22 protein-coding genes and 7 pseudogenes are annotated in these 20896 nt (G+C 67.8%); 19 read left to right on the top strand and 10 right to left on the bottom strand.

Features of this window, described 5'->3' with window-relative positions:
• Positions 1-444 precede the first annotated feature (444 nt).
• The gene (locus tag EAO70_RS07870; protein ID WP_148002288.1) at positions 445-753 is read left to right on the top strand and encodes a hypothetical protein; all 309 of its coding nucleotides are present in this window, start codon (positions 445-447) and stop codon (positions 751-753) included.
• Between the two features lie 430 nt (positions 754-1183).
• On the opposite strand, the gene EAO70_RS07865 is transcribed toward EAO70_RS07870, so the two are convergent.
• Positions 1184-1573, bottom strand: a complete 390-nt coding sequence (locus EAO70_RS07865) for an ATP-binding protein (RefSeq protein WP_148002287.1) — start codon at positions 1571-1573, stop codon at positions 1184-1186.
• 837 nt (positions 1574-2410) lie between these two features.
• Between EAO70_RS07865 and EAO70_RS07860 the strand changes: the two genes are divergently transcribed.
• Both EAO70_RS07860 and EAO70_RS07855 read left to right on the top strand, forming a co-directional pair.
• Positions 2411-2749 (top strand): MerR family transcriptional regulator, encoded by a 339-nt coding sequence (locus EAO70_RS07860; RefSeq protein ID WP_148002286.1) that lies wholly within the window; start codon positions 2411-2413, stop codon positions 2747-2749.
• A gap of 193 nt (positions 2750-2942) precedes the next feature.
• Positions 2943-3146 carry a cold-shock protein gene (locus tag EAO70_RS07855; protein ID WP_030224583.1) on the top strand — a complete coding sequence of 68 codons (204 nt, stop codon included), beginning with the start codon at positions 2943-2945 and terminating at the stop codon, positions 3144-3146.
• A gap of 224 nt (positions 3147-3370) precedes the next feature.
• On the opposite strand, the gene EAO70_RS07850 is transcribed toward EAO70_RS07855, so the two are convergent.
• Entirely contained in the window at positions 3371-3658 is a 288-nt protein-coding gene (locus EAO70_RS07850) for a hypothetical protein (protein ID WP_410091143.1), read from the bottom strand.
• Positions 3649-3744 carry a helicase associated domain-containing protein gene (locus EAO70_RS40250; protein ID WP_410091146.1) on the bottom strand — a complete coding sequence of 32 codons (96 nt, stop codon included), beginning with the start codon at positions 3742-3744 and terminating at the stop codon, positions 3649-3651. Before EAO70_RS40250 ends, EAO70_RS07850 begins: the two co-directional genes overlap by 10 nt.
• Before the next feature lie 266 nt (positions 3745-4010).
• Here EAO70_RS40250 and EAO70_RS39015 point away from each other — a divergent pair.
• The 4 genes and pseudogenes from EAO70_RS39015 to EAO70_RS07830 form a co-directional block, all read left to right on the top strand.
• Positions 4011-4130, top strand: a pseudogene (locus tag EAO70_RS39015) (IS630 family transposase); the annotation flags it as partial.
• A 69-nt stretch (positions 4131-4199) separates the two neighbouring features.
• Positions 4200-4739, top strand: a complete 540-nt coding sequence (locus tag EAO70_RS07840) for an AAA family ATPase (RefSeq protein ID WP_187283788.1) — start codon at positions 4200-4202, stop codon at positions 4737-4739.
• 246 nt (positions 4740-4985) lie between these two features.
• The gene (gene tpg / locus EAO70_RS07835) at positions 4986-5387 is read left to right on the top strand and encodes a telomere-protecting terminal protein Tpg (RefSeq protein WP_261992739.1); all 402 of its coding nucleotides are present in this window, start codon (positions 4986-4988) and stop codon (positions 5385-5387) included.
• Between the two features lie 243 nt (positions 5388-5630).
• Positions 5631-5840, top strand: a complete 210-nt coding sequence (locus EAO70_RS07830) for a glutaredoxin domain-containing protein (RefSeq protein WP_315986218.1) — start codon at positions 5631-5633, stop codon at positions 5838-5840.
• 165 nt (positions 5841-6005) lie between these two features.
• On the opposite strand, the gene EAO70_RS07825 is transcribed toward EAO70_RS07830, so the two are convergent.
• Positions 6006-6917: a LysR family transcriptional regulator gene (locus EAO70_RS07825; RefSeq protein ID WP_148002282.1), complete on the bottom strand. Its 912-nt coding sequence runs from the start codon at positions 6915-6917 to the stop codon at positions 6006-6008.
• Between the two features lie 94 nt (positions 6918-7011).
• On the opposite strand from EAO70_RS07825, the gene EAO70_RS07820 reads away from it, so the two are divergent.
• The 6 genes and pseudogenes from EAO70_RS07820 to EAO70_RS07795 all read left to right on the top strand — a co-directional run bounded on the left by EAO70_RS07820 (position 7012) and on the right by EAO70_RS07795 (position 12447).
• On the top strand, positions 7012-7905 hold the full coding sequence (locus tag EAO70_RS07820) for a PhzF family phenazine biosynthesis isomerase (RefSeq protein ID WP_148002281.1): 894 nt from the start codon (positions 7012-7014) through the stop codon (positions 7903-7905).
• Positions 7906-8513: 608 nt separating this feature from the next.
• The gene (locus EAO70_RS39010; RefSeq protein ID WP_261992738.1) at positions 8514-8645 is read left to right on the top strand and encodes a hypothetical protein; all 132 of its coding nucleotides are present in this window, start codon (positions 8514-8516) and stop codon (positions 8643-8645) included.
• 1299 nt (positions 8646-9944) lie between these two features.
• Entirely contained in the window at positions 9945-10568 is a 624-nt protein-coding gene (locus tag EAO70_RS07810) for a hypothetical protein (protein WP_148002280.1), read from the top strand.
• A 43-nt stretch (positions 10569-10611) separates the two neighbouring features.
• Positions 10612-11175, top strand: a pseudogene (locus tag EAO70_RS07805) (transposase family protein); the annotation flags it as partial.
• Between the two features lie 145 nt (positions 11176-11320).
• Positions 11321-11761 (top strand): hypothetical protein, encoded by a 441-nt coding sequence (locus EAO70_RS07800; protein WP_148002279.1) that lies wholly within the window; start codon positions 11321-11323, stop codon positions 11759-11761.
• Positions 11762-12105: 344 nt separating this feature from the next.
• Positions 12106-12447 carry a hypothetical protein gene (locus tag EAO70_RS07795; RefSeq protein WP_148002278.1) on the top strand — a complete coding sequence of 114 codons (342 nt, stop codon included), beginning with the start codon at positions 12106-12108 and terminating at the stop codon, positions 12445-12447.
• A gap of 394 nt (positions 12448-12841) precedes the next feature.
• Here the strand turns inward: EAO70_RS07795 and EAO70_RS07790 are convergent, their stop codons facing one another.
• Both EAO70_RS07790 and EAO70_RS07785 read right to left on the bottom strand, forming a co-directional pair.
• The gene (locus tag EAO70_RS07790) at positions 12842-13300 is read right to left on the bottom strand and encodes a hypothetical protein (RefSeq protein ID WP_148002277.1); all 459 of its coding nucleotides are present in this window, start codon (positions 13298-13300) and stop codon (positions 12842-12844) included.
• 141 nt (positions 13301-13441) lie between these two features.
• Positions 13442-13684, bottom strand: a pseudogene (locus tag EAO70_RS07785) (transposase); the annotation flags it as partial.
• A gap of 106 nt (positions 13685-13790) precedes the next feature.
• Between EAO70_RS07785 and EAO70_RS07780 the strand changes: the two are divergent.
• Positions 13791-14900: a hypothetical protein gene (locus tag EAO70_RS07780; RefSeq protein WP_148002275.1), complete on the top strand. Its 1110-nt coding sequence runs from the start codon at positions 13791-13793 to the stop codon at positions 14898-14900.
• A 77-nt stretch (positions 14901-14977) separates the two neighbouring features.
• Complete coding sequence (locus EAO70_RS07775) at positions 14978-15844, top strand: DUF3592 domain-containing protein (protein ID WP_148002274.1); 867 nt, start codon at positions 14978-14980, stop codon at positions 15842-15844.
• Positions 15845-16000: 156 nt separating this feature from the next.
• On the opposite strand, the gene EAO70_RS07770 is transcribed toward EAO70_RS07775, so the two are convergent.
• Entirely contained in the window at positions 16001-16633 is a 633-nt protein-coding gene (locus EAO70_RS07770) for a hypothetical protein (protein WP_148002273.1), read from the bottom strand.
• Positions 16634-16921: 288 nt separating this feature from the next.
• Here EAO70_RS07770 and EAO70_RS39005 point away from each other — a divergent pair, with 288 nt between their 5' ends.
• Positions 16922-17164: a hypothetical protein gene (locus EAO70_RS39005; RefSeq protein WP_261992737.1), complete on the top strand. Its 243-nt coding sequence runs from the start codon at positions 16922-16924 to the stop codon at positions 17162-17164.
• Here the strand turns inward: EAO70_RS39005 and EAO70_RS07760 are convergent.
• Positions 17159-17979 (bottom strand): annotated as a pseudogene (locus EAO70_RS07760) (IS5 family transposase). The gene EAO70_RS39005 and the pseudogene EAO70_RS07760 sit on opposite strands and share 6 nt — an antisense overlap.
• 332 nt (positions 17980-18311) lie before the next feature.
• On the opposite strand from EAO70_RS07760, the pseudogene EAO70_RS07755 reads away from it, so the two are divergent.
• A pseudogene (locus EAO70_RS07755) lies at positions 18312-19141 on the top strand (IS5 family transposase).
• A 29-nt stretch (positions 19142-19170) separates the two neighbouring features.
• Positions 19171-19770 (top strand): YdcF family protein, encoded by a 600-nt coding sequence (locus tag EAO70_RS07750; RefSeq protein ID WP_148002272.1) that lies wholly within the window; start codon positions 19171-19173, stop codon positions 19768-19770.
• A gap of 20 nt (positions 19771-19790) precedes the next feature.
• Here the strand turns inward: EAO70_RS07750 and EAO70_RS07745 are convergent.
• Positions 19791-20000: pseudogene (locus EAO70_RS07745) on the bottom strand (IS5/IS1182 family transposase); the annotation flags it as partial.
• A 111-nt stretch (positions 20001-20111) separates the two neighbouring features.
• A pseudogene (locus EAO70_RS38465) lies at positions 20112-20365 on the bottom strand (DUF6332 family protein).
• Positions 20366-20673: 308 nt separating this feature from the next.
• Between EAO70_RS38465 and EAO70_RS37740 the strand changes: the two are divergent.
• A partial coding sequence (locus EAO70_RS37740) for a GNAT family N-acetyltransferase (RefSeq protein ID WP_187283784.1) occupies positions 20674-20896 on the top strand: 223 nt, incomplete at its 3' end.

Genomic DNA, 20896 nt, shown 5'->3' with positions numbered 1-20896 from the left:
GCCACCGCTCGTATGTGAACGTTGCCTTGCACAGTGCAGCGACATGCTGCGGCACATCTCCACGCGCCCATGGGCGCGTGGAGATGTGCCGCAGCATGTCGCTGCACTGTGCAAGGCAACGTTCACATACGAGCGGTGGCAGGCGGTGGAGTACTACCGGCTGGGACGCCTCCCTCCGAAGGCCTGTCCGACCCTGTGACGGGACTGCAGCCAACGGCATGGGCCCTCCTGGGAGGAAGCCTGGCCAAGTGCGACGCGCCAGGAGCAGGAACCGGCCGTGCCGGAGCAGAAGGCCACTGGCTGGCTCTCGCGCCTGCGCCGCTGAGCTGGGCACGACTTTCGACCAGCCGCGCTTCTCCTTCTGGCAGGGACCAGCCCGGCGAATTGGATGGATACGACGGAGAAGGCACATCATGCTGGAAGCGGTCGATGCGAGGGGGAAGCGTGAGCCGCGGGCAGACGGAAACTCTTGACGAGAAGCACCAGCGCTTGCTGGAAGCTTTCGTGTTGAGGGCCCGCAGGGTGGAGGAACACTCGCTGGCCGCCGACTGGGACGCTCTTGTCGAGCTGACCCGCATGAGCATCAACGTCCGTGTCGACCGAGACGAGGTCTGGATCTCGTACGAGCTCCCGCCCGAGGAAGTGGTCGAATCTGCGGCAGCGCGTATCAGGCCGATTCTTCTGGAGCAGGAAAACTGCTTTCACATGAAGGCGCTCTCGGCTCTGGGCTACACCTGTCGAGCAGCCCCATGAACGATGGAGGGTGACCGAGCCCGTCGGCTGGGGCTCTTCCCCAGCGAAACACCCAATTCTGTGCGGGGACTGCGACCAGCGGTTCGAGGCCGACTTGGACCTGACCTGGGGTGTGAGTCACCGGCAGGAGGAGCGCGACCAAGAGCAGGACCAGGCCGTGCGCAAGCAGAACGGCTGGCTCTCACGTCTGCGCCGCTGAGCCGGGTAAGCCGCTGGCGGGCGCGGGCAAGCCTAAGGACACCCTGGGCAAGCCCATGCTGGCGGCAACGACGCGATGGGTACGTGAGGACGGCGGTGGTCCTGGCCTTGCGGTAGGCCAGGACCGGGTGGTGGGACCGGCTCGGGAACGGTCTCGCGGGTGATACGTCCCCTCCAGCGATGTCGGCTCATCGCGGCAACGCCGCCGGGGGAGGGACGTGCTGCGGCGGGGCTATCGGGGCAGGTAGGCGCGTACGGTTTTACCGCCGCTGGAGGTGGCGGTGACGTGGGTGGTGCGGGCGAGGCGGTTGACCATGGGCCAGCCGAAGCCTCCGGTGCCGCCGTTCAGGTCGGGGGTGCGCATGCGCGGCGCCTGCCGGCTGGGGTCGTGGACGGCCACCTCGATGCTGTCCGGGTGGGCGGCCAAGTCCAGGGTGCAGGTGCCGCCGGCATGGCGCAGGGCGTTGGTGACGAGTTCCGAGACGACCAAGACCACCGTGTCGGCAGCGCCACCTCCGATCGGGCGTACGAGGCCGGCGAGGAAGGTCCGGGTGCGCCCGCGGGCGTCGGCGATGGAGGCGGTGAGGCGGGCGGCTGCGACATCGAGGCTCATCGCGTCCATCAGGTTCACCTTGGTCTCTCGATCGCCAATACCCGGTTCTGTCTGTCCGTACTTGTGCCCCGGCCGGTGGCGGTCAACCCGGCGGGGGCCGCCCCTGCGCCCCTCAGTGTCGCTGTTCGAGGTCGATTACCTCATCGCCGGACGCGCGGAAATCTATGTTGGCCACGGTAGACATTCGGCGATGGTGTGGTTATGGTTTCTCTCGTAACCAAGAAGGACCGCAGGGCCCGGCAGAGATGAACTGCCGGGCGGCAGTATCCGCAGTCGCAGTTCGCAGGACGGTGCGGTGATGGAGTTTCGAAGCCAGAGCGGTTGCAGGACGGCGACGGGACTGGTGACCGGACCGGGTGGCCCGCAGTGATCAGGGGCCGCCGTGAGAAGTACCGCAGTACCCAGCAGTGAAGTCAGTGAGCAGTACCTCGGTGAAGGCGTCGGCTGCGGGCGCGCGCACCGGGAGGTTCGGCAGTGGGGTTCTAAGCCAGAGCAGACGCAGGACGGGCGACGGGGCTGGCTGCCGAAGTGGCGCTGTGACAGGCCACCAGCAGTACGCAGTTCCCGTTTGGTAAGTGATTGACCCAGAGGGAAGAACGGAGGAGCCGAGCACCATCAGGATCGCCCGGGCAGATGCCTTGAGCCCGGGTACCGCAGGACATCGATAGTGAGGTGGTCTCCGGTCAAGCAACCGCGATCCCCGCACCCCCGACAGCATTCAGGTCGGGTCTGCGGAAACAGAAGGCCGGTGCAGCATCAGGGCCGGCAGATGGTGTAGCAGTTCCTTCGGGGCCCGGGTGCCAGTACGGCACCCGGGCCCCTCCACGCGTTCCACAGAGAGGTGAAATGACAGCAGACGACTCGTACGGCCGTCTCGACGACGACGACTACCCCGCCTACACGATGGGCCGGGCCGCCGAGATGCTCGGCACCACCCCCGGCTTCCTCCGCGCGCTTGGAGAACACCGCCTGATCACCCCGCTGCGCTCCCCAGGCGGCCACCGCCGCTACTCCCGCTACCAGCTCCGCATCGCCGCCCGCGCCCGCGAACTTGTCGACCAGGGCACCCCCATCGAGGCCGCCTGCCGGATCGTCATCCTCGAGGACCAGCTCGAAGAGGCCCAGCGCATCAACGCCGACCACCGCCGCGCCACCGAATCGGCGAATCCAACGGCCGCGGCTTGAACCGGGGCGCGTCTTTCCCATGGTGACAGCGTGTGCGGGCGTGTAACGTCTGCGTCAGCTGTCGTGGTTCGGAAGTTCCCTTTGCCCACGCCTCCGGCGTGGGCTTTTTGCTGTGCTGTGCCGCAGGAACCAGGGCGATCACCTCCGCCTCCCGCATGGTGTGGGCGGCGTACTCGACTGGAAGGCATGAGACATGGCTACAGGAACTGTGAAGTGGTTCAACGCGGAGAAGGGCTTCGGCTTCATCGCCCAGGACGGCGGCGGCCCGGACGTCTTCGCCCACTACTCCGCGATCAACTCCTCTGGGTTCCGTGAGCTCCAGGAGGGCCAGACCGTGACGTTCGACGTCACCCAGGGCCAGAAGGGCCCCCAGGCAGAGAACATCAACCCGGCCTGACCTTCCCATACCCCACCCGCACAACGCAGGGGACAGCGCTCTACACCGACCGGAACGGCGGATGCTGCTCTTTGTCCGGTGACGTCGGCGAAATCCGAGGAGCACCAGACCAGGGCGGCGCAGCTGTTGCTGCGCCGCCCTGGTCTGTGTCGAGGTGGAGCGCGATGGTGGGCGCTGCTTCGCGGCTGCGCTGGCACCCCGAGTGAGAACCGGGGGCTCCTCATTCACCGGTGATGGCCAGCGGCCCAGTCCGGATCGCGTGCGGGCGTGGGCGCCTGAGGCTCGGTGGCCGTGGCGCGCATGATGCGCCAGCTGGTGCGCGGTGCGGTGACGGCGTGGGCCAGGACGACGACGGCCTGACGCCCGGCGCCGCCCCGGACCCACGTACCGGCGTAGCGGACCTGATCGGCCGCCCAGTCGCCCAGCCGCTGCCACGGGCGCAGCCGCCCGAGGAGATAGCCGGCCGTGAGCGCGGCGGCCGCGATGACGACGACGCCCACCATCAAGACCACCGCATCCCGATCGCGGACAGCAGCTCCATCCGCTCCGGGGGCAGGGCTGCCGCCCGGCTGCGCTGGTTGCTGGTCCAGGCGCCCAGCTTGTGTTCCCGCTCCTCCTGGTCCTCGGCGCGGCGATCCGGTCAACCCAGTTCCGGGGACCTGGAGGTGGCCCTCGCGCTCGTAGAACTGGCGAGCGACCTCGTCGTTCATCGCCCACTTGTCGGCCTGCGTACGGCGCTTGGGCTTCTCGTCCTCGCTGGCGGGCTCGATCCCGAGAACCTGCTCGCACATCCACTGCTGCACGCTCGTGAGCTCGTCCCAGCCGTACCGGACGGACTGCACACACCGTCCGAGGCCCTCGGCCCGGCGCAACCAGACCGCCCGCGACCCTGACGTCCTGGCCGCGCAGCGACGCGAACGCGAACGCGTCCGCAGCGAGAAAGCCATCCGATGGGGCGGCAGACCGCTACCGACAGCGGCCTGAGCAGGACGGAAGAAACGCCGACTTCACCCTGCGGGCAGCCCGGAGATCGGGCTGCGACAGACTGACGTGGTGATCGACAACGTCTTCGTGATCGTTTCCGGTCTGCCGGCCAGCGGCAAGAGCACCCTGGCCCGCGGACTTGCCGCGGAACTCGGCCTGCCGGTCATCGACAAAGACGTGATCCTGGAATCGCTCTACGACTCCCTCGGCATCGGCGATCAGGCATGGCGCTACCGACTGAGCCGGGCCAGCGACGACATCCTGTTCGCGCTAGCTGCCGACGCCGGGCGAGCCGTTCTCGTCAACTGGTGGCACCACGACACCGCCCCCGCCCGACTCCGCCAACTCGACGCGCAGCTGGTCGAGGTGTTCTGCGACTGCGATACCGAACTTGTGGCTGAACGGTTCCGGACGCGCAAACGCCACCCAGGCCACCTCGACGGGGACCTCACCTGCGAGGAGATCAGCGACCGCGTCACCGTCTGGGCCGCCCACCCAGGACCGCTCGGGCTGGACGGGCACGCTCTGATCGTCGACACTGCCCAGACCGTCGACATCAACACCCTCGGCAAAGAGGTCGACGCACTCATCACGGGCCCTCAACGTTGAACTGACGGCGGCACCACGGCCCGAACGGGACAGGTCAACCCATCACTTCCCATCCCGGTGAACCTTCCCGGTCACAGCACTAAGGGGGGTGAGCGATCACGAGCAGCAGCAGCCGGCCCCGCGTCGGGGCAAGGTCCTGGAGGCCCTTGTGCGGGCGGAGCGGAAGCTCTTCACCCGGCCCGCCCCGAAATCGGCAAAGGCACGTATGAAATTCCTTCGCACGCACGGCGCGGGTCCACCGCAGCCGTGGCGGAGCGCGTGGGCACATCGCGGCGGACGGTGGAGCGCTACCACGCGGGGAAGCTGACGAAGCCGCAGAAGCGGCTCCAGGCCGCCCGGGTGGAGGAGACGGAATCCGAGGGGAAAACCCAGGCCAGGGCACAGGCACGCGCGGCAGCGGCCGCCTCCAGGGGCATGATGGTAGAGGTGACGGCCTCCTTCGGATGCACGTGCACGGGCAGCTCGGACGACGGGCGCGAGCGCCAGATCACCACGGACATCTCGCCTACCTACGTGAAGCAGATCCTGGAGCTCCAGGTAGCCGGTGCGACGGAGGAGGAGCTGCATCCGATCGTCGCGGAGGCCATCACGGAGTCGTACTTCACGGAATGGGGCACCCGAGCCGATGGCCTGCGCGCAGATTCGTGAAACGCCGTTCTCTCCTCGGCGACGACTCCACGGCAGGTGACCGTTTCGGTCCCCACTGGTCGAATGGAACGGATGGAGGCGGTGGCGGAGCAGCCGGTCGAGTGGTGGCGTACCGATCCCACGGTTGCGTCTTCGACGCGGCGAGCATGATCACCTGAGTCAGTTTTAGGCGGATGGAGGAGGCGTCATGAGACCGAAGGTGACGGTCTACACGAAGAGAGGGTCCCCGTACCCCCAATGGCAGTGGCACTCCTGAAGAAGAAGGGGGTGGACGAGGCCGACCTGGAACTGATCTTGATCGATACCGATCCTGAGAAGGAAGAGGAGATGAAGGAGCGCAGCAGGCGGACATCGGTGCCGCAGATCTTCATTGGCCACAAGCACGTCGGTGGGTACGACGATCTCAGCAAGCTTGACCGCGAAGGCAGGCTGGACGAGCTGCTCTCGGAGTAATCCCGCAGACCGGCACCAGTACGGGGCCGTGTGGCGAGCCACTGTTCCGGCGCAGCATTCGCACGGCTTAGGCGAGTAGATCCGAAGTGAATCGTGGTCGTGCGCGATGAGTGACCGGCCGACCGGGCGCGCGGCTGGGCTCGCTGGCCGCCGGCGCAACTGCGCTCAGTGCGGGAAGTGGTGTGGCAGCTCCGCGGTGAGCGCGGCCGCCGCGGGGGAGAGCCAGCGTCGGTGGTGGCGGGCCAGTTGGACGGTGACGTCGGGGAACTGCGGGCCGGGCACCTGCGTCAGGCGGCCCGCCGCGAGCGCGTCCGCGACATTCGCGCGGGCCAGCAGGCTGAGGCCGAGGCCTGCGGCCACGCAGGACCTGGCGGCCTCCAGACTGCCGAAGCGCGTGATCCGGGGCGGCGCGCCCTTGGCGGCGGCGAGCAGCCGCTCGATGAAGCGGTCGCTGTAGGAGCAGCCCTGTTCGTGCAGGAAGTAGTCCTCGCGGGCCAACTCCGCCCAGTCGGTGGGCGAGTCGGTGGCGCTGCGGGCGGCGAAGGGGTGCTCGGAGGAGCAGACGAGCACAAGCGGCTCGCGGGCCAGCGGCGAGCACTCGACGTCGCGGAAAGCCGCCTCGTCCTCCAGCAGCAGGGCCAGGTCCACCTCGCCGGTGCGGAGCGCGGCGACGGCGGTTGCGGTCGCCATCGTGCGCAGGTCCACCTCGATCCCGGGGTGGCTGCGCCGCAGCGCGGCGATGACTCCCGGAAGCCGTGCGGACACCAGCGTCTCGCCGGCCGCTAGCACCACGCGTCCGGTCGCGGGACCGCTCGCGCCACCGGTCGAGGCGGCGACCGCCCGCAGCTGGGACTCGGCCTCCAACACCGCCTCGGCCTGCGCCAGCACCTCGCGTCCGGCGCTGGTGAGGACCACCCCGCGCGGCAGCCGGTCGAACAGGCGCACGTCGAGCTCCTTCTCCAGCGCCTGCACCTGTGCGGTCACGGTGGACTGGACGAGGTGCAGGCGCTCCGCGGCGACAGTCAGGTTCTCGGTCCGGGCGACGGTGGCGAAGGTGCGCAGCAGTCGGGTGTCCATGCCGCCGACGATAGCTAATGCCATCGGATGCAACGATGGATTCGATCGATATCCATCGTTGGTACGGATGTCTACGCAGTGCCACAGTAGGCGCATGAGCCTGAAGACACGCCCCGAGACCCTGCTCTACACCGCCTTCACCACCCACCCCGCCGGCGGCAACCCGGCTGGCGTCGTGCTCGACGCGACCGCACTCGATGATGCCGCCATGCTCGCGACCGCCGCCGAAGTCGGCTACTCGGAAACCGCGTTCGTCACTGCCGCAGACCACGCGGCACGCCGGTTCCGGCTGCGCTACTTCAGCCCGCTTGCCGAGGTCGCCTTCTGCGGTCACGCGACCGTCGCCACCGCGGTGGCTCTGGCCGAGCGGATCGGCCCCGGCCCGCTCGTCTTCGACACGCCGGTGGGGGAGATCGCCTTGGACACCTCGGCAGAGCCCGCAGGCTCCGTGACGGCGAAGCTCACCAGCGTCCCCACCCGCTCCCGACCGGCGAGCGACGTGGAGGTGAACGCCTCCCTTACGGCCCTGCACTGGTCCCCGGAAGACCTTGACCCGGCACTGCCGCCGCACGTCGCCTTCGGCGGAAACGAGCACCTGGTCCTGGCCGTGGCTACCCGCGAGCGTCTCGCGGCCCTCGACTACGACTTCGACGCTCTGGCCGAGGTGATGCACCGTCACGGCTGGACCACGCTCCAGCTGGTCTGGCGAGAGGCCCAAGAGCTCTTCCACGCCCGCGACCCCTTCCCGATCGGCGGTGTCGTCGAGGATCCGGCCACGGGCGCCGCGGCCGCCGCCCTCGGCGGCTACCTGCGCGCCCTCGGCGCCCTCCCGCCCTCCGGTGCTTTCACCATCCGCCAGGGGGAGGATCTCGGTCGGCCCAGCCTCCTGCGGGTCGAGGCCTCCACGACGGACTCGCGCGTGCGGGTGAGCGGGCAGGCGGTGGCGATCGTGGGCGCAAGCCCGAGCACCGGCGGGGGAGAAGCCTGAGCGGACCGGTGGCGCTGCGCATAGCGTTCCTTCACGCCGCACGCAGAGTTGAGGAACGCTGCATGCTCTGCACGCGATCGGCGCCGCGCCCCTGGAGGTGCAGCAGGTGCAGCGCCGATGCCTGTGGGAGGGTGCCGGTCGGATCAGCTGACGGCGGGCAGCGAACCGCGCCTCTTGACGGCCGCGGCCTTTTTAACGGCGGCCGCGGCCGCGCGCTGCCGGACGCCGACCGCCAGGCGAATTGACCAAACTGTAGCTGGGGGGCTCCGTGGCCGGGCAGGTCAACGGCGATGGAGCGGTCCTGGGCGCGTAGCGATGACGGCAGCCGCATCGCGGCGGTGGGTGCTCAAAGCCCGCAACGGGTAACAGGAGTCTTATGGTCCCACCTCGCACCGACCGAACGCGGCAGGTGCGGTGCCAGCACCGTGACCGAGGCGACGTGTGCTCCGCGGTTGTCGCGGCGGGAGCACTCTCAGTAAGTGGGGGCGCGATAGCCGGCGTTGCTTGCTTCGGCGTTGGCGAACTCGTCGGTAGTCAGGTCGAGCAAGCAGCCACCGAATCCTGGACCTCATCAACACCGAAGCTCAGCGACGATCCGAGGAGAAGGAATGGACGAGAACTACCAGCTTGCCCGAGGTGAGTGGATCCCCGAGGGGCGGCCCATGGGCGCGGTCATCATCATTGGACTGATCCTTCTCCTCGTCTTCATGGTGTTCTGGGGCCGGCGCCAGAAGCGGTGACCGTACAAGGAGCCCGGCTGTCTGCTCGCCCAGTCACTGCGCCTCAACGACCGTGTTCCCGCTCGTGCTTTACGGCCGTTTCGGGCAGAGTGCCCGGCTGCACGCGGGCGAGTTGCTGCTGTGGTCCCTGCGGCGATTCTTGCGTGGGTTCGCTTACGGTGCGTGTTGTTGGGGCGGGTGTGGATACGCTGGCCCGCATAAGGGAATCGAACTGGTTTACGAGAACGATGGGAACCGCTGCGGCGGTGTTCGCCGTCTCTGCCGTCGCGGTCCTGCTGTTCGGGACGGCTCCGATCGTGCCACGCATCGATGTCATCGCCCTGCTGGCCGCGGCAGCGGGCCACACCGCAGTCAACCGTGTCCGAGACGGCCCAGAGATCATTTACGGGACAGCCCTTACCGCGGACGCACCGTCGATGGACCCGGACCTACGGCAACCCCTGTCTGGCCAGCGCCGTCATCGGCCCAGTCTTTTGCTTCTGATGGGCATTCTTGGTCCGTAGCACCAAGACCGTCGAGAACTATGTGGCCGCCATCCTGGACACCCTCGAAGCCTGAATCGCCGACCGTCTCTCCAGCCCCCGCGAGATCACCAAGAGGCGCATCGAGGATGTCCTGGACCCGTCGCTTCTGCAGGGCCCTCGGACGCGAGCGCCTGATCTTCGCGACCCGGCTCGAGGATGAAGATCGAATTCACAGCTTCAGCAGGCGCGCCGCCTCTCACAGTCCCAGAGGGAATCGGTCTGTACGTAGTCCAGGCTGTCCCTGTTGATGGCCTCGAGTGCCTCCAGGTACGCGGTCCGCTCATCGTCGACCAGGCGTTCACGGGCCCGCCACTCCCGGCGCTGACGCCACCAGCGCCCGTCGGGCCGGTTGGGATCCGGCAGCTTGCGGATCTGCTCTACCGTGGCCCGGATCTGCGTATCTGCTCAGGCGTCAGTATGCCTGCTCAGAGTTGTCAGAGCGCCTGGACGGCTTCCCGAGCGGCTTTCAGGACCGCTAGGCGGGCAGCCAGACTTCCAAGCTTGACGTGCATTCTCCCGGCTCATGGGTGGCCGCTACAGTTGCGTGTCATGGGGGATTTAGTTCCTGTGGATCAGTGCCGGGAGTGCAATCGGCCACTGGATCTGCTCAACAAGAATCGACCGGAGCTGTTCTGCGGCCGCTGGCATCAGGTGAAGTACTGGTTGGAACAGTTCCTGGATGCCGCCATGAGCTAAGGGCTGTCCCGTAACTGGACGGCGCCCCCTTGCCGATCCCGGATCGGACCGTGTCAGTGGCTGATGACAGGATCGAGGGGTGCTGATCAAGGGATACGACGTCGGCCCGTTGGTGCCGGGCGAGTCACTGCTGGTCCACCCGGGCTTCTGGTCGAACTACCTGCTGGCGATGTGCAGCGACGGGGGGTGTGGCGAGCGCTCGGTCCCAGAGTGGTTCGGCGAGGACGGTGCCGATGTCGATGCCGTGTCCGAGGTCCTCTTCGATCGTGAGCGCTGGCCAGCGTTCAGGGTGCCGGCAGAAGACAGCCCCGGAGCCGTGGTGATCTACCGCAACCTGGATGGTGATTACGGCACCGACTACCTCCTGACCCATCCCGGCAGAAGCTGCGCGGAGCAGATCGCCAGCTGGGACGGAGATTTCTCGGGCACTGGGCTGTCATGGCACGAACTGATCCGGATTGCTGACAGCCCGTCGCTTGCGGACGAAGGCGTCCAGGACACGCCCACCCGCTTCCTGCTGCTGCTTCCCCTCCTCACCGACCCGGACGTGCCGGAAACAGCATCAGCAAGGCTTATCGCCGCCCTGACCGCAGTCGGCGCGCCGCAAGACACAGCCTCCATCGCGGCGGAGCATCTCCTGGCCCACCTCACGAAGAGATCCCGACACGACCCCACGTGGGCGTCTCCGCTGAGCGGCAGCTGATAGGTGGGCCGAGTCGCCAGTCACCCCATGAAAAGATCTTGGTATGGCTGGTGTGATCACGGCGTCGGCATCTTCCTGGATAGTCCCGTTCTCCGGGCTGAGCCCTCGCGCCTTCGGGAAGCTGGTAACGGTTCTGCGGCGTCAGGGTGCGGACGCGGTCCGCAAGGGCCGGCCGGGGGGGCCTTCCGCTGGAGGACCGGGCCCTGCTGGTCGCGGCCTACTGGCGAACGAACCTCACCATGCGGCAACTGGCCCCGCTGTTCGGGGTGGCGAAGTCGGCGGCGGACCGGATCATCGACTACCTCGGGCCGATGCTCGCGCTCCATCCCCGCAAGCGGTTCGCTAAGGACACCGTGGTCATCGTCGACGGCACCCTGGTCCCCACCCGCGACCACTCCATCCCGGAGCGGTCGAAGAACTACCGGTCTCCATCAACCACCAGATCGTCATCGACGCCGACACCCGCCTGATCGTCGTGGTCGGCCGGCCGCTCGCCGGGAACCGCAACGACTGCAAGGGCCGGGAGGAATCCGGCGCCAAAGCTGCCGCTCGGTTGCTGTGTCGGGCGGCATCGAGGTCGAGCCCGGACTCCGCATGTGTGACACCTCCGGGCACCAGAACTGACGAAAGGGCGCGGCGTGCTCCCTCTGGACCGGATCCGTCAGCTGCTCCTGGAACTCGATGAGCCCCGCCACTTGGAGCGACCTTCCGATTTCGACTTGGACACTTCACGGGACTGTTTCGCCTGGCTCGTGAGTGCCCTGGAGGGACGCTTCGGACCGTCCTGCACGAGTGACCTGGCTCAGGACGCCAGTTTCTACGGCGTCATCGATGTCCCTGCGGAGGTGACGGGGCTGGGTGGCCGGCCCCTTCGTGCCGCGATGAGTCACTTCGGCACCTACTTGGTCACCGCCAGAGTGGTGGAGGACGAGAGTGCTCCCAGCAGCGATACGGCCCTGACCCCGGAGCTGATGGGGTGGCTCGATGACGTCTGTAGTGCGGTGGGGTGCACCTTCGTCCCGGCCGAGCTGCTGCGGGAGCTCTACGACGGACCGTCGTTCCTGGAAGCGCACCGCGACAGGGAACTGATCGCGGCGTTGGTTGCTGCCGGCGAGTTGACCGACTGCGAGGGGGACGACGAGAGCGAGGTGGGGGTGGCGTACTGGAACGATCGATACTTCGCGTACATGTGAGACGTCTGCGGATCCGCGCTATGAGGAACTGGTCAAGGGCAGCGGCTCTACCCGTCGTCCGTGCTGGTGGCGCCCGGGTGCCGACCCCTACGGATTGCCCTCCGCACGGGTGAGGGCTCGTGGTTGTCCGGCGCCCGGGACCTTTCGCTGCGTCGCAGAAGCGCGGTTCGGGAGCTCGGTGCGGGCGGGGATGAGCCCTCTCTCTGGACATCAAAGTTGAACATGTTCAATAATCTGCATCTGGGGGCGGCCGGGCTGCCCGGGGCCCGCGTGGTGGCGAAGGGGCGGTCGGCCGCATGCCGGGTACCCTTTTCCGCCTCTCTGAAGAATGGTGGCGACCCGCCATGAGTACTCAGCGCACCGTCTGTGCCGACCGCAAGGCGACCGTGCTCGCCTGCGTCTACGTCGGGCTGATCGCGACGGTGACCGCTGCCCGCGGGACGGCCGGACTCCACAGTGACCCTACCCAGGCCGTCCTGTTCTTCCTCTCCTTTCCGGGCTCCCTCCTCGTCACGACCTTTCTCGTCCTGCCCCTGGGCGCTCTCAGCGGCAGCAGCGGCGCTGAGACGGTCCACCCCTACGGATCGATGCTCTATCTCGTCGGCGGCGCCGCCCTCAACGTCCTCATCGCCGGCGCGGCGGTGAAGGTCTTGCGGTGTGCGCGGACCGCCTGCCGATTCAAGTGAGACCAGGTCGCGCACGTCCTGGCCTCGCGGGTGCAGCCGGGGGCGAAGGCGAACCGACTGCGGGGGGACCGGCGGCCGGTGACAGGAAGGCCGTCCTGTGATCGGAGGACCGGATGGGTTCGCCGTGTTCGTGACGCTGTCCGGCCTGTCCTGAGGCCCTGGCAACGCTGGTAACAGCACTCAGGCGAAAGGCGCCCCCGCCGGAGATACGGCCGCACTCGTGCGCCCTCCTCCGTACCGATGGTTCGAGGTACGCAAGGCCGGTGCACAGGCCGGCTGAGCGCCGCGGTTCAGCCCTGGGCCCGCCCTGGGGCCTGCCCACCAGAGTGAGCGTCAACCGCACACCGCCGACCCGGCGGGCTGCCCAGAGCCGCTGGGAAGCGGTTGGCCCTGGTCAGAGCCGCTGCCCAGGCCCCATGACCGTGAGTCCCACTTCCTCGGCGAGCCAGTGCGCGTAGGGCTCTCTCGTCTGGACGCCGCCGAAGACGGCGCTGCGGACATGGACGAGGACGGTGTAGTCCTCGGCGAGCACGTCGGGCTTGCGGGTACGGGTGTTGAAGAGGAGCGTCACCTCAGCGTGCTTGGACTCGCCATGGAAACGCGCCTCGGGCGACTCCGGCCAGCACAGCATCTCCCAGTTGATCCAGCCCACATTCGAGCCGATCACTGCTGCGAACGCATCCTCGATACTGCCGACCGGCAGCTCACTCAGCCCCCATTCCACCGGCATCCGCCCTTCATACGCGGCCGGATCGGTCGGCAGACCCGGCCCCTGCACGCCGACGACCAGACCAGGCAGCCCCTCCCACGGCACCCCTCCGCGCTCCTCACGCTCCGCCTGCCCCTGGACCACCCCTCAGGTATCTCCTTCGCCACACGCCACGCCTCGGCGACGGAACGAAACTCCGCGTACACGGAGACCTCGGAGTGCTCACAACGGCCGAACTCCATGAGACGGCGCGCAGTACTGAGGGCCAGAGCCAGGCCAGGGGAGCCAGACACCGGCCTCGGTCCAGTCCCGCAACCGCCGCCAGGCCGTCACCCCGCTGCACCCGGTCCGCTCGGCGGGCACGTCTCTCCAGCTCACGTTCTTGCGCAGCACATACACGATGCCCCGCAAAGCCGCACGGGCGTCCGCCGGCAGACGCCCGGGATACCGATGACGCCGCGGCGGACGAGGCGGCAGCAGCGGAGCAATGCGTTCCACCAGCTCATAAGGCACAAGATCATCCGACACCCGCACCACAAGAGGTGACAATGTCCTTTCTTAGAAAAGCCGTTGGGGAAAGAGGAAGGCGTCCGGATGCCTATCGGGCCGTGGTCCGGGGCGTCACAATCTCGGTATGACGATCACGCCGGCCCCTCCGAGCGGACCGCCGACACGCCGCACCCCCCTCGACCTCGCCCGCGGAATCCTCACGGGCGCGGTGATCGGGAGCTCGCTCGCCGCGCTCGTCGTCGGCACTGTCCTCGAACATGTTCCGCTCCTGGTCGGCGGATTGGCCGTCCCCCCCGCCTACGGACTGCTGGTCCTCGCCGCTGGGGCGCCCAAGCGCGCACGCGAGGCGGCCATCGTCCCCTGTACCGCGCTCGCCAAGATCGAGAGCCTGCGCGCCATTGGGGGAGAGACCAGCGACGTGCCCGTCCGCTTCGACCTCACCGTCGCCCCGGACGGCGGACCGGCGTACCGCGTCGAGTCCACCCAGTCCGTCAATCTCGTCGACCTGCCCGACTACAAACCAGGCGGCATCGTCATTGTCCACTACCCACCGCACCAGCCGTGGGCGGTGAAGCTGGTGAAGCGCCCGACACCGCAATGGGAGGACCGCGCGACCGCGGCCCGCATCGATTCAGCGCCTGGCCCGGCCCTCACCGACGAGCCGCCCCCGGATGGCGCCGTCGGCGGCTACCTCACCCTCCTCGCCCTGCTGCTCGGAGCGGCCGGTGTGGTCCTCGTCTTCCGTGCTGACCTCTTCGGCCTGGAACACCCCATCGACCGGCCCTCCTCCGCCGCTGGGCCCGCCGGCCCCGGCACCTCGTCCACCACGATCGTCTCGGCCGCGTCCGGCACCGTCGCCCTCGGCCCCGGACAGTCCCTGTTCGACGAGGGCCGACTGCGTTCGGCGGTCGATTCGCTCACCAAGGGCGATGGGAGAAAGCGCCAGGCTCTCACCGTCGTCGTACAGGACCGCCTCCTCACCGTCGTCTTCACCCCTGCGGGCTCGCAGGCACCCGGCTTCGACCTGGACGCGCTGCCCTACCCGCGCATTCCCGCCCTCGTCCGGGAGGCCAGAGCCACTCTCGGCGTCCGCTCCCCGCGGACCTGGCAGCTCACCGCCGAGAGCCTGTCCGGCGCCCTCACCCTCAGAGTCGGGATAACCGGCGCCGAAGGCGCCGCCTCGTTGGAGGCGAACGGCCACGGCGAGATCGTGCGGCGCGTCTCAGCGCGCTGACAGGACGGACGGGACGGGCGCCCGAACGGCATGGGTGAGCCGGGCGGGGCAGGCTATTGGGACCAGGAGGAGCACGGATGAGCTGGCACGGATATCTGGCGTTGTGGTGCTTCGTCCTTGGTGCGGTCGCGCTCGTCGGATACGGAAGGTCGCTGGCTGGGGTGACCCGCGGCCAGCGGGCGGTCCGGGTCATGGGCCGGACCGAACGGGTCACGGAGCCCCGGCACGGGAGCTCGGGACGCGAGGGGATCGCCGTGGTCATTACCTTCCGCGATCCCACCACGGGGCAGGAGTTCACCGTCACCAATGATGGCGAGTGCGGCGACCGAATCAGCACGGCCTGGATGGGCCGGGAGATCGGCATCCGCTACCCTCCCGGCCGCCCGCACGCCTACCGCTTCACCACCGACCCGGACGCCGGACGGAGCGGCCTCGGCTGGCCCAACTTCGCGGTCTTCCTCATCTACGTCGGGCTGGTCGTCGTCGCCTCGATCGACTGGGGCTGGCCGTGGGCCCTCATTGGCTTCGGCGTGCCTTGGACACTGCTGGGCGCGACCTATCTGCCCGGGGCCATACGCGACTCACGCCTGCGCATCGAGGGCCTCGCTTCCGGCGGCCCGGTCCCGGGCCGCGTCATCGCCGTACTGAAGGACGTCACCGTCGACGAGGACGGTGACACCGCCACCAGCCACACTCCGGTCGTCACCTTCACCACCCACGACGGCACCGCCGTCACCGCCTATCGCACCGTAGGGCTGAGCGATCCCGCCCGCTCGCGGGGCCGGGACCTTACGATCCACTACCGCCCCGACAACCCGGCCGTCTTCACCACGGACCTCGCCGCCGAATACCGCTCCCGCGCCGGTGAGATCGCGTTCGCTGTCGGAGCCCTTCTCGCGGGGGTCGCCGCGGCCGTGGCGGGAGGGATCTTGATCGCGAGCTGATGCCCCCCGTCCCTGACGAGCTGGCCACCGCGACCGGCACGACCTCAGGCGGACGCGGTGAAAGGAGACCGGAGCGATCCAGCCCAGGCGGCGCATCCACTCGAAATCGACCCGACGGACGCCGAGCCGGGCCGCGGCCTGTCTCAGAAGGTGTGGCTACCGCTTTGGCCTCTGCATTTTGCGCTTCGGAGTGCCTTTCGTGCCTTGTGAGAGTCGCTTCACGTTCGGGTGGATCGAGCGTTGCATGTATGTGGCGGGCAGCAGGGTATGCAAGCTTGCGGTCAGCGTGGCGTCGAGCGGCCCGGTGTGTCCGTCGTAGAACACCCCGACGAGGGTGCGGGTTGGTTCGTCGTAGAGGAAGACGACACCTCGTGGCAGACCGAGCTGGTGTTTCTTGGCGCGCAGATAGCCGCGAAGGTCTTTCTCGGCATCGTCGGGATGCTGTCTGGCAGGGCGCGTGGCCCAGACGAACAGCCATCCTTGTTCCGGGTCGGTGCCGTCGGTGACGGGCACTGTCAGGCTGCGACCTCGGCCGCTGGGGGAGGGGTTGTCGAGAAGCTCGTCACCATGGCGCGCTGTCTTGTGTTGGGAGGCTGTTGCCAAAGACAGCAGCGTGGCTCCGATGCTGAGCCATCCGGTGACGTTACGTGATTGCAGATCGTCGATGAGAGGCGCGAGTGGTGAGGGCACCATCGTTGGCTTGGGAGCGGATCTGGCAGTCGCATCATCACGTTGCCCGCTGTGGAACCACCGGTCGAGTGCGTCGGTTCGACTGGTCAGGAAGGTCAACTCTTGTGCGCGGTAGCGGCGTAGCTCGGCTGTGGTCGGCTTAAAGAGCGTTTTGTTCCGGCCAGGGCGTTTGATAACTCGGGCGATGCCGGCCGCTTGGGGTGGCCCATGTCGGCGTGTGAGGATCCGCTTGTGGAGTGTGATGTGTGCGGGCGGTCGATGTGGCGGTGGCCGGTGCCACCGACGGCCTGGGAAGAGGAGATTTGGTCCTGTTCCTGGTGCCATGCGGCCACCCATGTGGGCGGCGAGTGGTTCGAGATTTCGCGACCGCCGTATCTGCCCCCGGGGATGCGCTGGGAGAAGGCCGTCGCGGATGGCCTTGCCTCTGGTGCCTCCCACGCGTTCGGCATCTTCGACAAGACGCTGTGCGGCATCCAGGAAACCGGCATGTCGCCGTCCGACCGCTCGTGGCTCCCGGAACGGGCAGATGCCTGCGGCGCCTGCCGGGAAGCGGCGGATGTCATCGATGACCGCTGGCCGCAGACGATGAGGGGAGAGAACGCGCGCGTCAGCGTGGCGCGGAGGCTATGAGTCCTTCCAGTTCGGAGTCGACTCTCGGGTGAGCCTGCGGCTCATCAGGTCGATCATCGCAAGGCGGATCATCGCTTCGGAGCGGTGGGGGTGGGTTTCGTAGTCGCGGGCAAGGCGGCGGTGATGCATGAGCCAGCCGAAGGTCCGCTCGACGACCCACCGTCGCGGGATCACCTTGAAGCCTTTCTCTGCTGGGTCTCGGCGAGTGACTTCGACATCGATGCCCAGGCGGGCGCCGTGTTCGACGACCTTGGTGCGGTAGCCGGTGTCGGCCCAGGCCTTGGTGATGCGGGGGTGGCCTTCGGCGATGTCCGAGAGCAGATGAATGCCGCCGGCGTTGTCGGAGACGCTGGCGGCGGTGACCAGCACGGTCAGGAGGAGGCCGAGCGTGTCGACGCCGATGTGCCGTTTGCGGCCGACGATTTTCTTGCCCGCGTCCATGCCCTGGCCGGCCGCGGGCACGTTGGCTGAGGTCTTGACGCTCTGGGCTCGACACCGCGGCCTTCGGCCTTCCGCACTAGGCGCCGCAGGAGACCGTTGAGCTGGTCGAAGACCTCGTCCTTCTGCCATGCGGCGAAGTATCCGTAGACGGTTTCCCATGGAGGGAAGTCGTGTGGCAGATACCGCCAGGGAATCCCCGTCCGGTCGACATAGAGGATGGCATCCATGATCCGGCGCAGATCGTGCTCGGGCGGCCGGCCGATGTCCAGACCCTTCCCTCTTCGCTCGGCCCGCCAGGCCGTCAGAGTCGGTTCCAGCAGTTTCCAACGGGCATCGGACAGGTCACTCGGATACGGTCGCAGTCTGCGAGGCATGTTTCTGTAGTAGCGATGACGGCCCTCCCGTTGCAGGGCGCAAACAGGCGCGACCGGGGGCGCGTTGGGATCAGACAGGAGCGAAGGGACCGAAACGGACCCTCGAAAGACGGCACCCGCCTCACCTGCCACAGCAGACGTCCGAAGCCTCAGCCGACCCGAACCGTTCTGCCGCCTGAACTACGATGAAGCACCCCTTCTGGGACAAAACACTCTTTTAGAACTGCTAACAGATTGCGTCGTGTGGACGTGGCTGGTTGCTTCGTGGCCGAATCCGAGGTGCCCTAGGCAGTGTCTTCAAATGATCACCGTTGGTGGATCATGGTGTCGTGATACGTCGCCATGAACTGTCTGATGCCGAGGGGGAGTTCGTTCGGCCGTGGCTGCCCGAGTCGTTGCGGGGGCGGAAGCGGCTGGACGACCGCAGGGTCCTGAACGGGATCGTGTGGAAGTTCCGGACCGGGACGGCCTGGCGGGACGTGCCCGAGCGGTACGGGCCGTGGGCCACGCTCCACACGCGTTTTCGCAGGTGGGCGGCGGACGGGACGTTCGACCGGATGCTTCGGGCCGCCCAGGCGAAAGCGGACGCGGCGGGCGACATCGACTGGCTGGTTTCGGTCGACTCCACCATCGTCCGGGCCCACCAGCACGCGGCCGGGGCTCGAAAAGGGGGGTCCGCGCCCCGGCCCTCGGCCGGTCCAGAGGCGGTCTGACCAGCAAGATCCACCTCGCCTGTGATGGCCGGGGCCGTCCACTCGCCTTCGTCGTCACGGGCGGGAACACCAACGACTGCACCCGGTTCACCACCGTGATGGAGGCGATCCGGGTGCCCCGGATCGGACCGGGACGGCCCCGCACCTGGCCCGATCACGTGCTGGGCGACAAGGGCTACAGCTCGAAGGCGATCCGCGCCTGGCTCCGCCGTCACGGCATACCGCACACGATTCCCGAACGGCTTGACCAGGCCCGCAACCGGGCCCGGCGCGGCAACCGCGGAGGCCGCCCGCCGGCCTTCGACCGCGAGGCGTACAAGCACCGCAACGTCGTGGAACGGTGCTTCAACCGCCTGAAGCAATGGCGCGGCATCGCCACCCGCTACGACAAGACCGCCCAGTCCTACGAAGCAGCCGTCACCCTCGCATCACTCCTGATGTGGGCGTGATATTTGACGACAGAACCTAGAGTCGCCGCATGCGGCGACGGACGGGATTGGCGATAGCTGGAGTTGCAGCCCTGGCCTGGGGTGAGTGGTTGAACTGGCGCTGGTCTCGAGCGCTCGTGGGGTGTGGCGAGGGCACCACCGCGACCGTGGTGGTGTTGGGGTACCGGAATCCCCAAGGGGCGGCGAACCTGATCAACCGATGGCGAGTCCGTGCTGGGATCCGGTCCATCGCCGCTGACGGTGCGCATGAGACCTGCGTGATCTTCAGTGGCGGTGCGACCAGTAGCGGCGCCACTGAGGCCCGGCTGATGGCTGGCTACGCGAAGACGGTGCTTGCGTTCGACGGCACGGTGCTCCTCGAAGACCAAAGCGCGACGACGTGGGAGAACATCACGAACGTGATCCCACTGCTTGAGGACGTGGATCGCATCAAGATCGCCTCCCAGCCAGCTCATGCGCTCAAGGCCCGTGCATACCTGCGGCGGCAGCGGCCCGATCTTGCGGAGAAGCTGGTGCGTGCGGACGACTACCACCCTGGCGAGTGGATGGTCGTCAAACCGTTGTTGGCTCTGTACGGACTTTGGACACTCCGCGGCCTCAAGGCCGAAGAACGGAAGATCTTGCTGTAGCCAGCCGCTGCCGCCTGGGCTTAAGTCTGGTGGTTCTTGGGCCGGTGCCAGCAGATGATGCTGCACCCCAGAGTGAGGAAGGCTTCGTGGATGTCGTCGCGGATCTCCCAGCGGATCCGCAGGCGGCGGAACCAGCGCAGGTGAGCGAACACGCGCTCCACCACCCAGCATTGGACGCCCAGACCGGGGCCGTGCTCGATGCCACGGCGGGCGATCAGCGGCTTCACGCCCGGTACGAGGCAAGCGCGGCCGCCCCCGGCGCCGCCCGAACGTGGTGCTGGGCGACCGCGGCTACGACCACGACAAGTACCGCCGACTTGCCTGGGATCTCGGACTCGCAGTCAGCGCCCCTTGCGGCGCTGCGCGTCGAAGCGGAGCAGCACCCGCACCGAACGCCACACTCCGGCCGACGCTCCAAGCAGGGCGCCCCCTGTCAGCGTGGCCTTTCCCCCTGGACTGGAGACTCCGAGAGCCAGGGCAGGAAGCAGGGCTACGGCAAACACTGCCGCAGTCAGCGCGACAGCACTCACGAGAGCGAAAACGATCTCCACTGTTATGGCGTCTTTCTCCACCGCGACTCACGTCCCATGTCCATCCCACAAGTTTCACATCACGGTCCAGCGCACCGAAAGACATCGCCGAGACGTGCCAACCAATCGAGATGGCTTCTTAGGACTCGCTGACCTGGCTGGTGGCCGCCTGGGGGAGTTGCGGCCGGCCATGCAGATGGTGAGGTCCGGGCGATGTCCCGCTGACACTGCCACTCCGCACGGCCCAGGACGGGGTCCGCGCCATGGGCCACAGTGTCCCCGGCTGTCGTCAGAAGTTGCGGGTACTCCGGTGCTGGTCAAGTGGTGTGATCGCGGTCATCTAAGGTGGCGAGGGGACAGGAAGGACCTAGCGGTGACGACTGTGGTGCTGCGCTCGACCGATCTGACGCTGAGGCCGTGGGAGCAGGGTGACGCCGGCGTGCTGGCGGCGTTGGCCGATGATGAGGAAGTGCGTCGCTGGACGTCGCACCGCGTGGCGGGGCTGCAGGACGCGGTGCGCTGGATCGCGACCCAGGAGGCGGGCTGGGAGTCCGGGAAGCGGCTCAGCTTCGCCATCCTCATGACTGGGCGGGTTG

The sequence above is a fragment of the Streptomyces sp. adm13(2018) genome (assembly GCF_008042145.1).
GTDB lineage: Bacteria > Actinomycetota > Actinomycetes > Streptomycetales > Streptomycetaceae > Streptomyces.
Note: the sequence above shows the minus strand (reverse complement) of the source record. Positions and strands in the feature narration are given on the sequence as shown.

Coding starts and splice junctions, on each gene's coding strand:
- EAO70_RS07780 (WP_148002275.1), top strand. CDS start 13,791: ATGACGATCACGCCGGCCCCTCCGAGCGGACCGCCGACACGCCGCACC.
- EAO70_RS07860 (WP_148002286.1), top strand. CDS start 2,411: ATGACAGCAGACGACTCGTACGGCCGTCTCGACGACGACGACTACCCC.
- EAO70_RS07775 (WP_148002274.1), top strand. CDS start 14,978: ATGAGCTGGCACGGATATCTGGCGTTGTGGTGCTTCGTCCTTGGTGCG.
- EAO70_RS07795 (WP_148002278.1), top strand. CDS start 12,106: ATGAGTACTCAGCGCACCGTCTGTGCCGACCGCAAGGCGACCGTGCTC.
- EAO70_RS07865 (WP_148002287.1), bottom strand. CDS start 1,573: ATGGACGCGATGAGCCTCGATGTCGCAGCCGCCCGCCTCACCGCCTCC.
- EAO70_RS39005 (WP_261992737.1), top strand. CDS start 16,922: ATGCGCTGGGAGAAGGCCGTCGCGGATGGCCTTGCCTCTGGTGCCTCC.
- EAO70_RS39010 (WP_261992738.1), top strand. CDS start 8,514: ATGGACGAGAACTACCAGCTTGCCCGAGGTGAGTGGATCCCCGAGGGG.
- EAO70_RS07750 (WP_148002272.1), top strand. CDS start 19,171: ATGCGGCGACGGACGGGATTGGCGATAGCTGGAGTTGCAGCCCTGGCC.
- EAO70_RS07825 (WP_148002282.1), bottom strand. CDS start 6,917: ATGGACACCCGACTGCTGCGCACCTTCGCCACCGTCGCCCGGACCGAG.
- EAO70_RS07820 (WP_148002281.1), top strand. CDS start 7,012: ATGAGCCTGAAGACACGCCCCGAGACCCTGCTCTACACCGCCTTCACC.
- EAO70_RS07855 (WP_030224583.1), top strand. CDS start 2,943: ATGGCTACAGGAACTGTGAAGTGGTTCAACGCGGAGAAGGGCTTCGGC.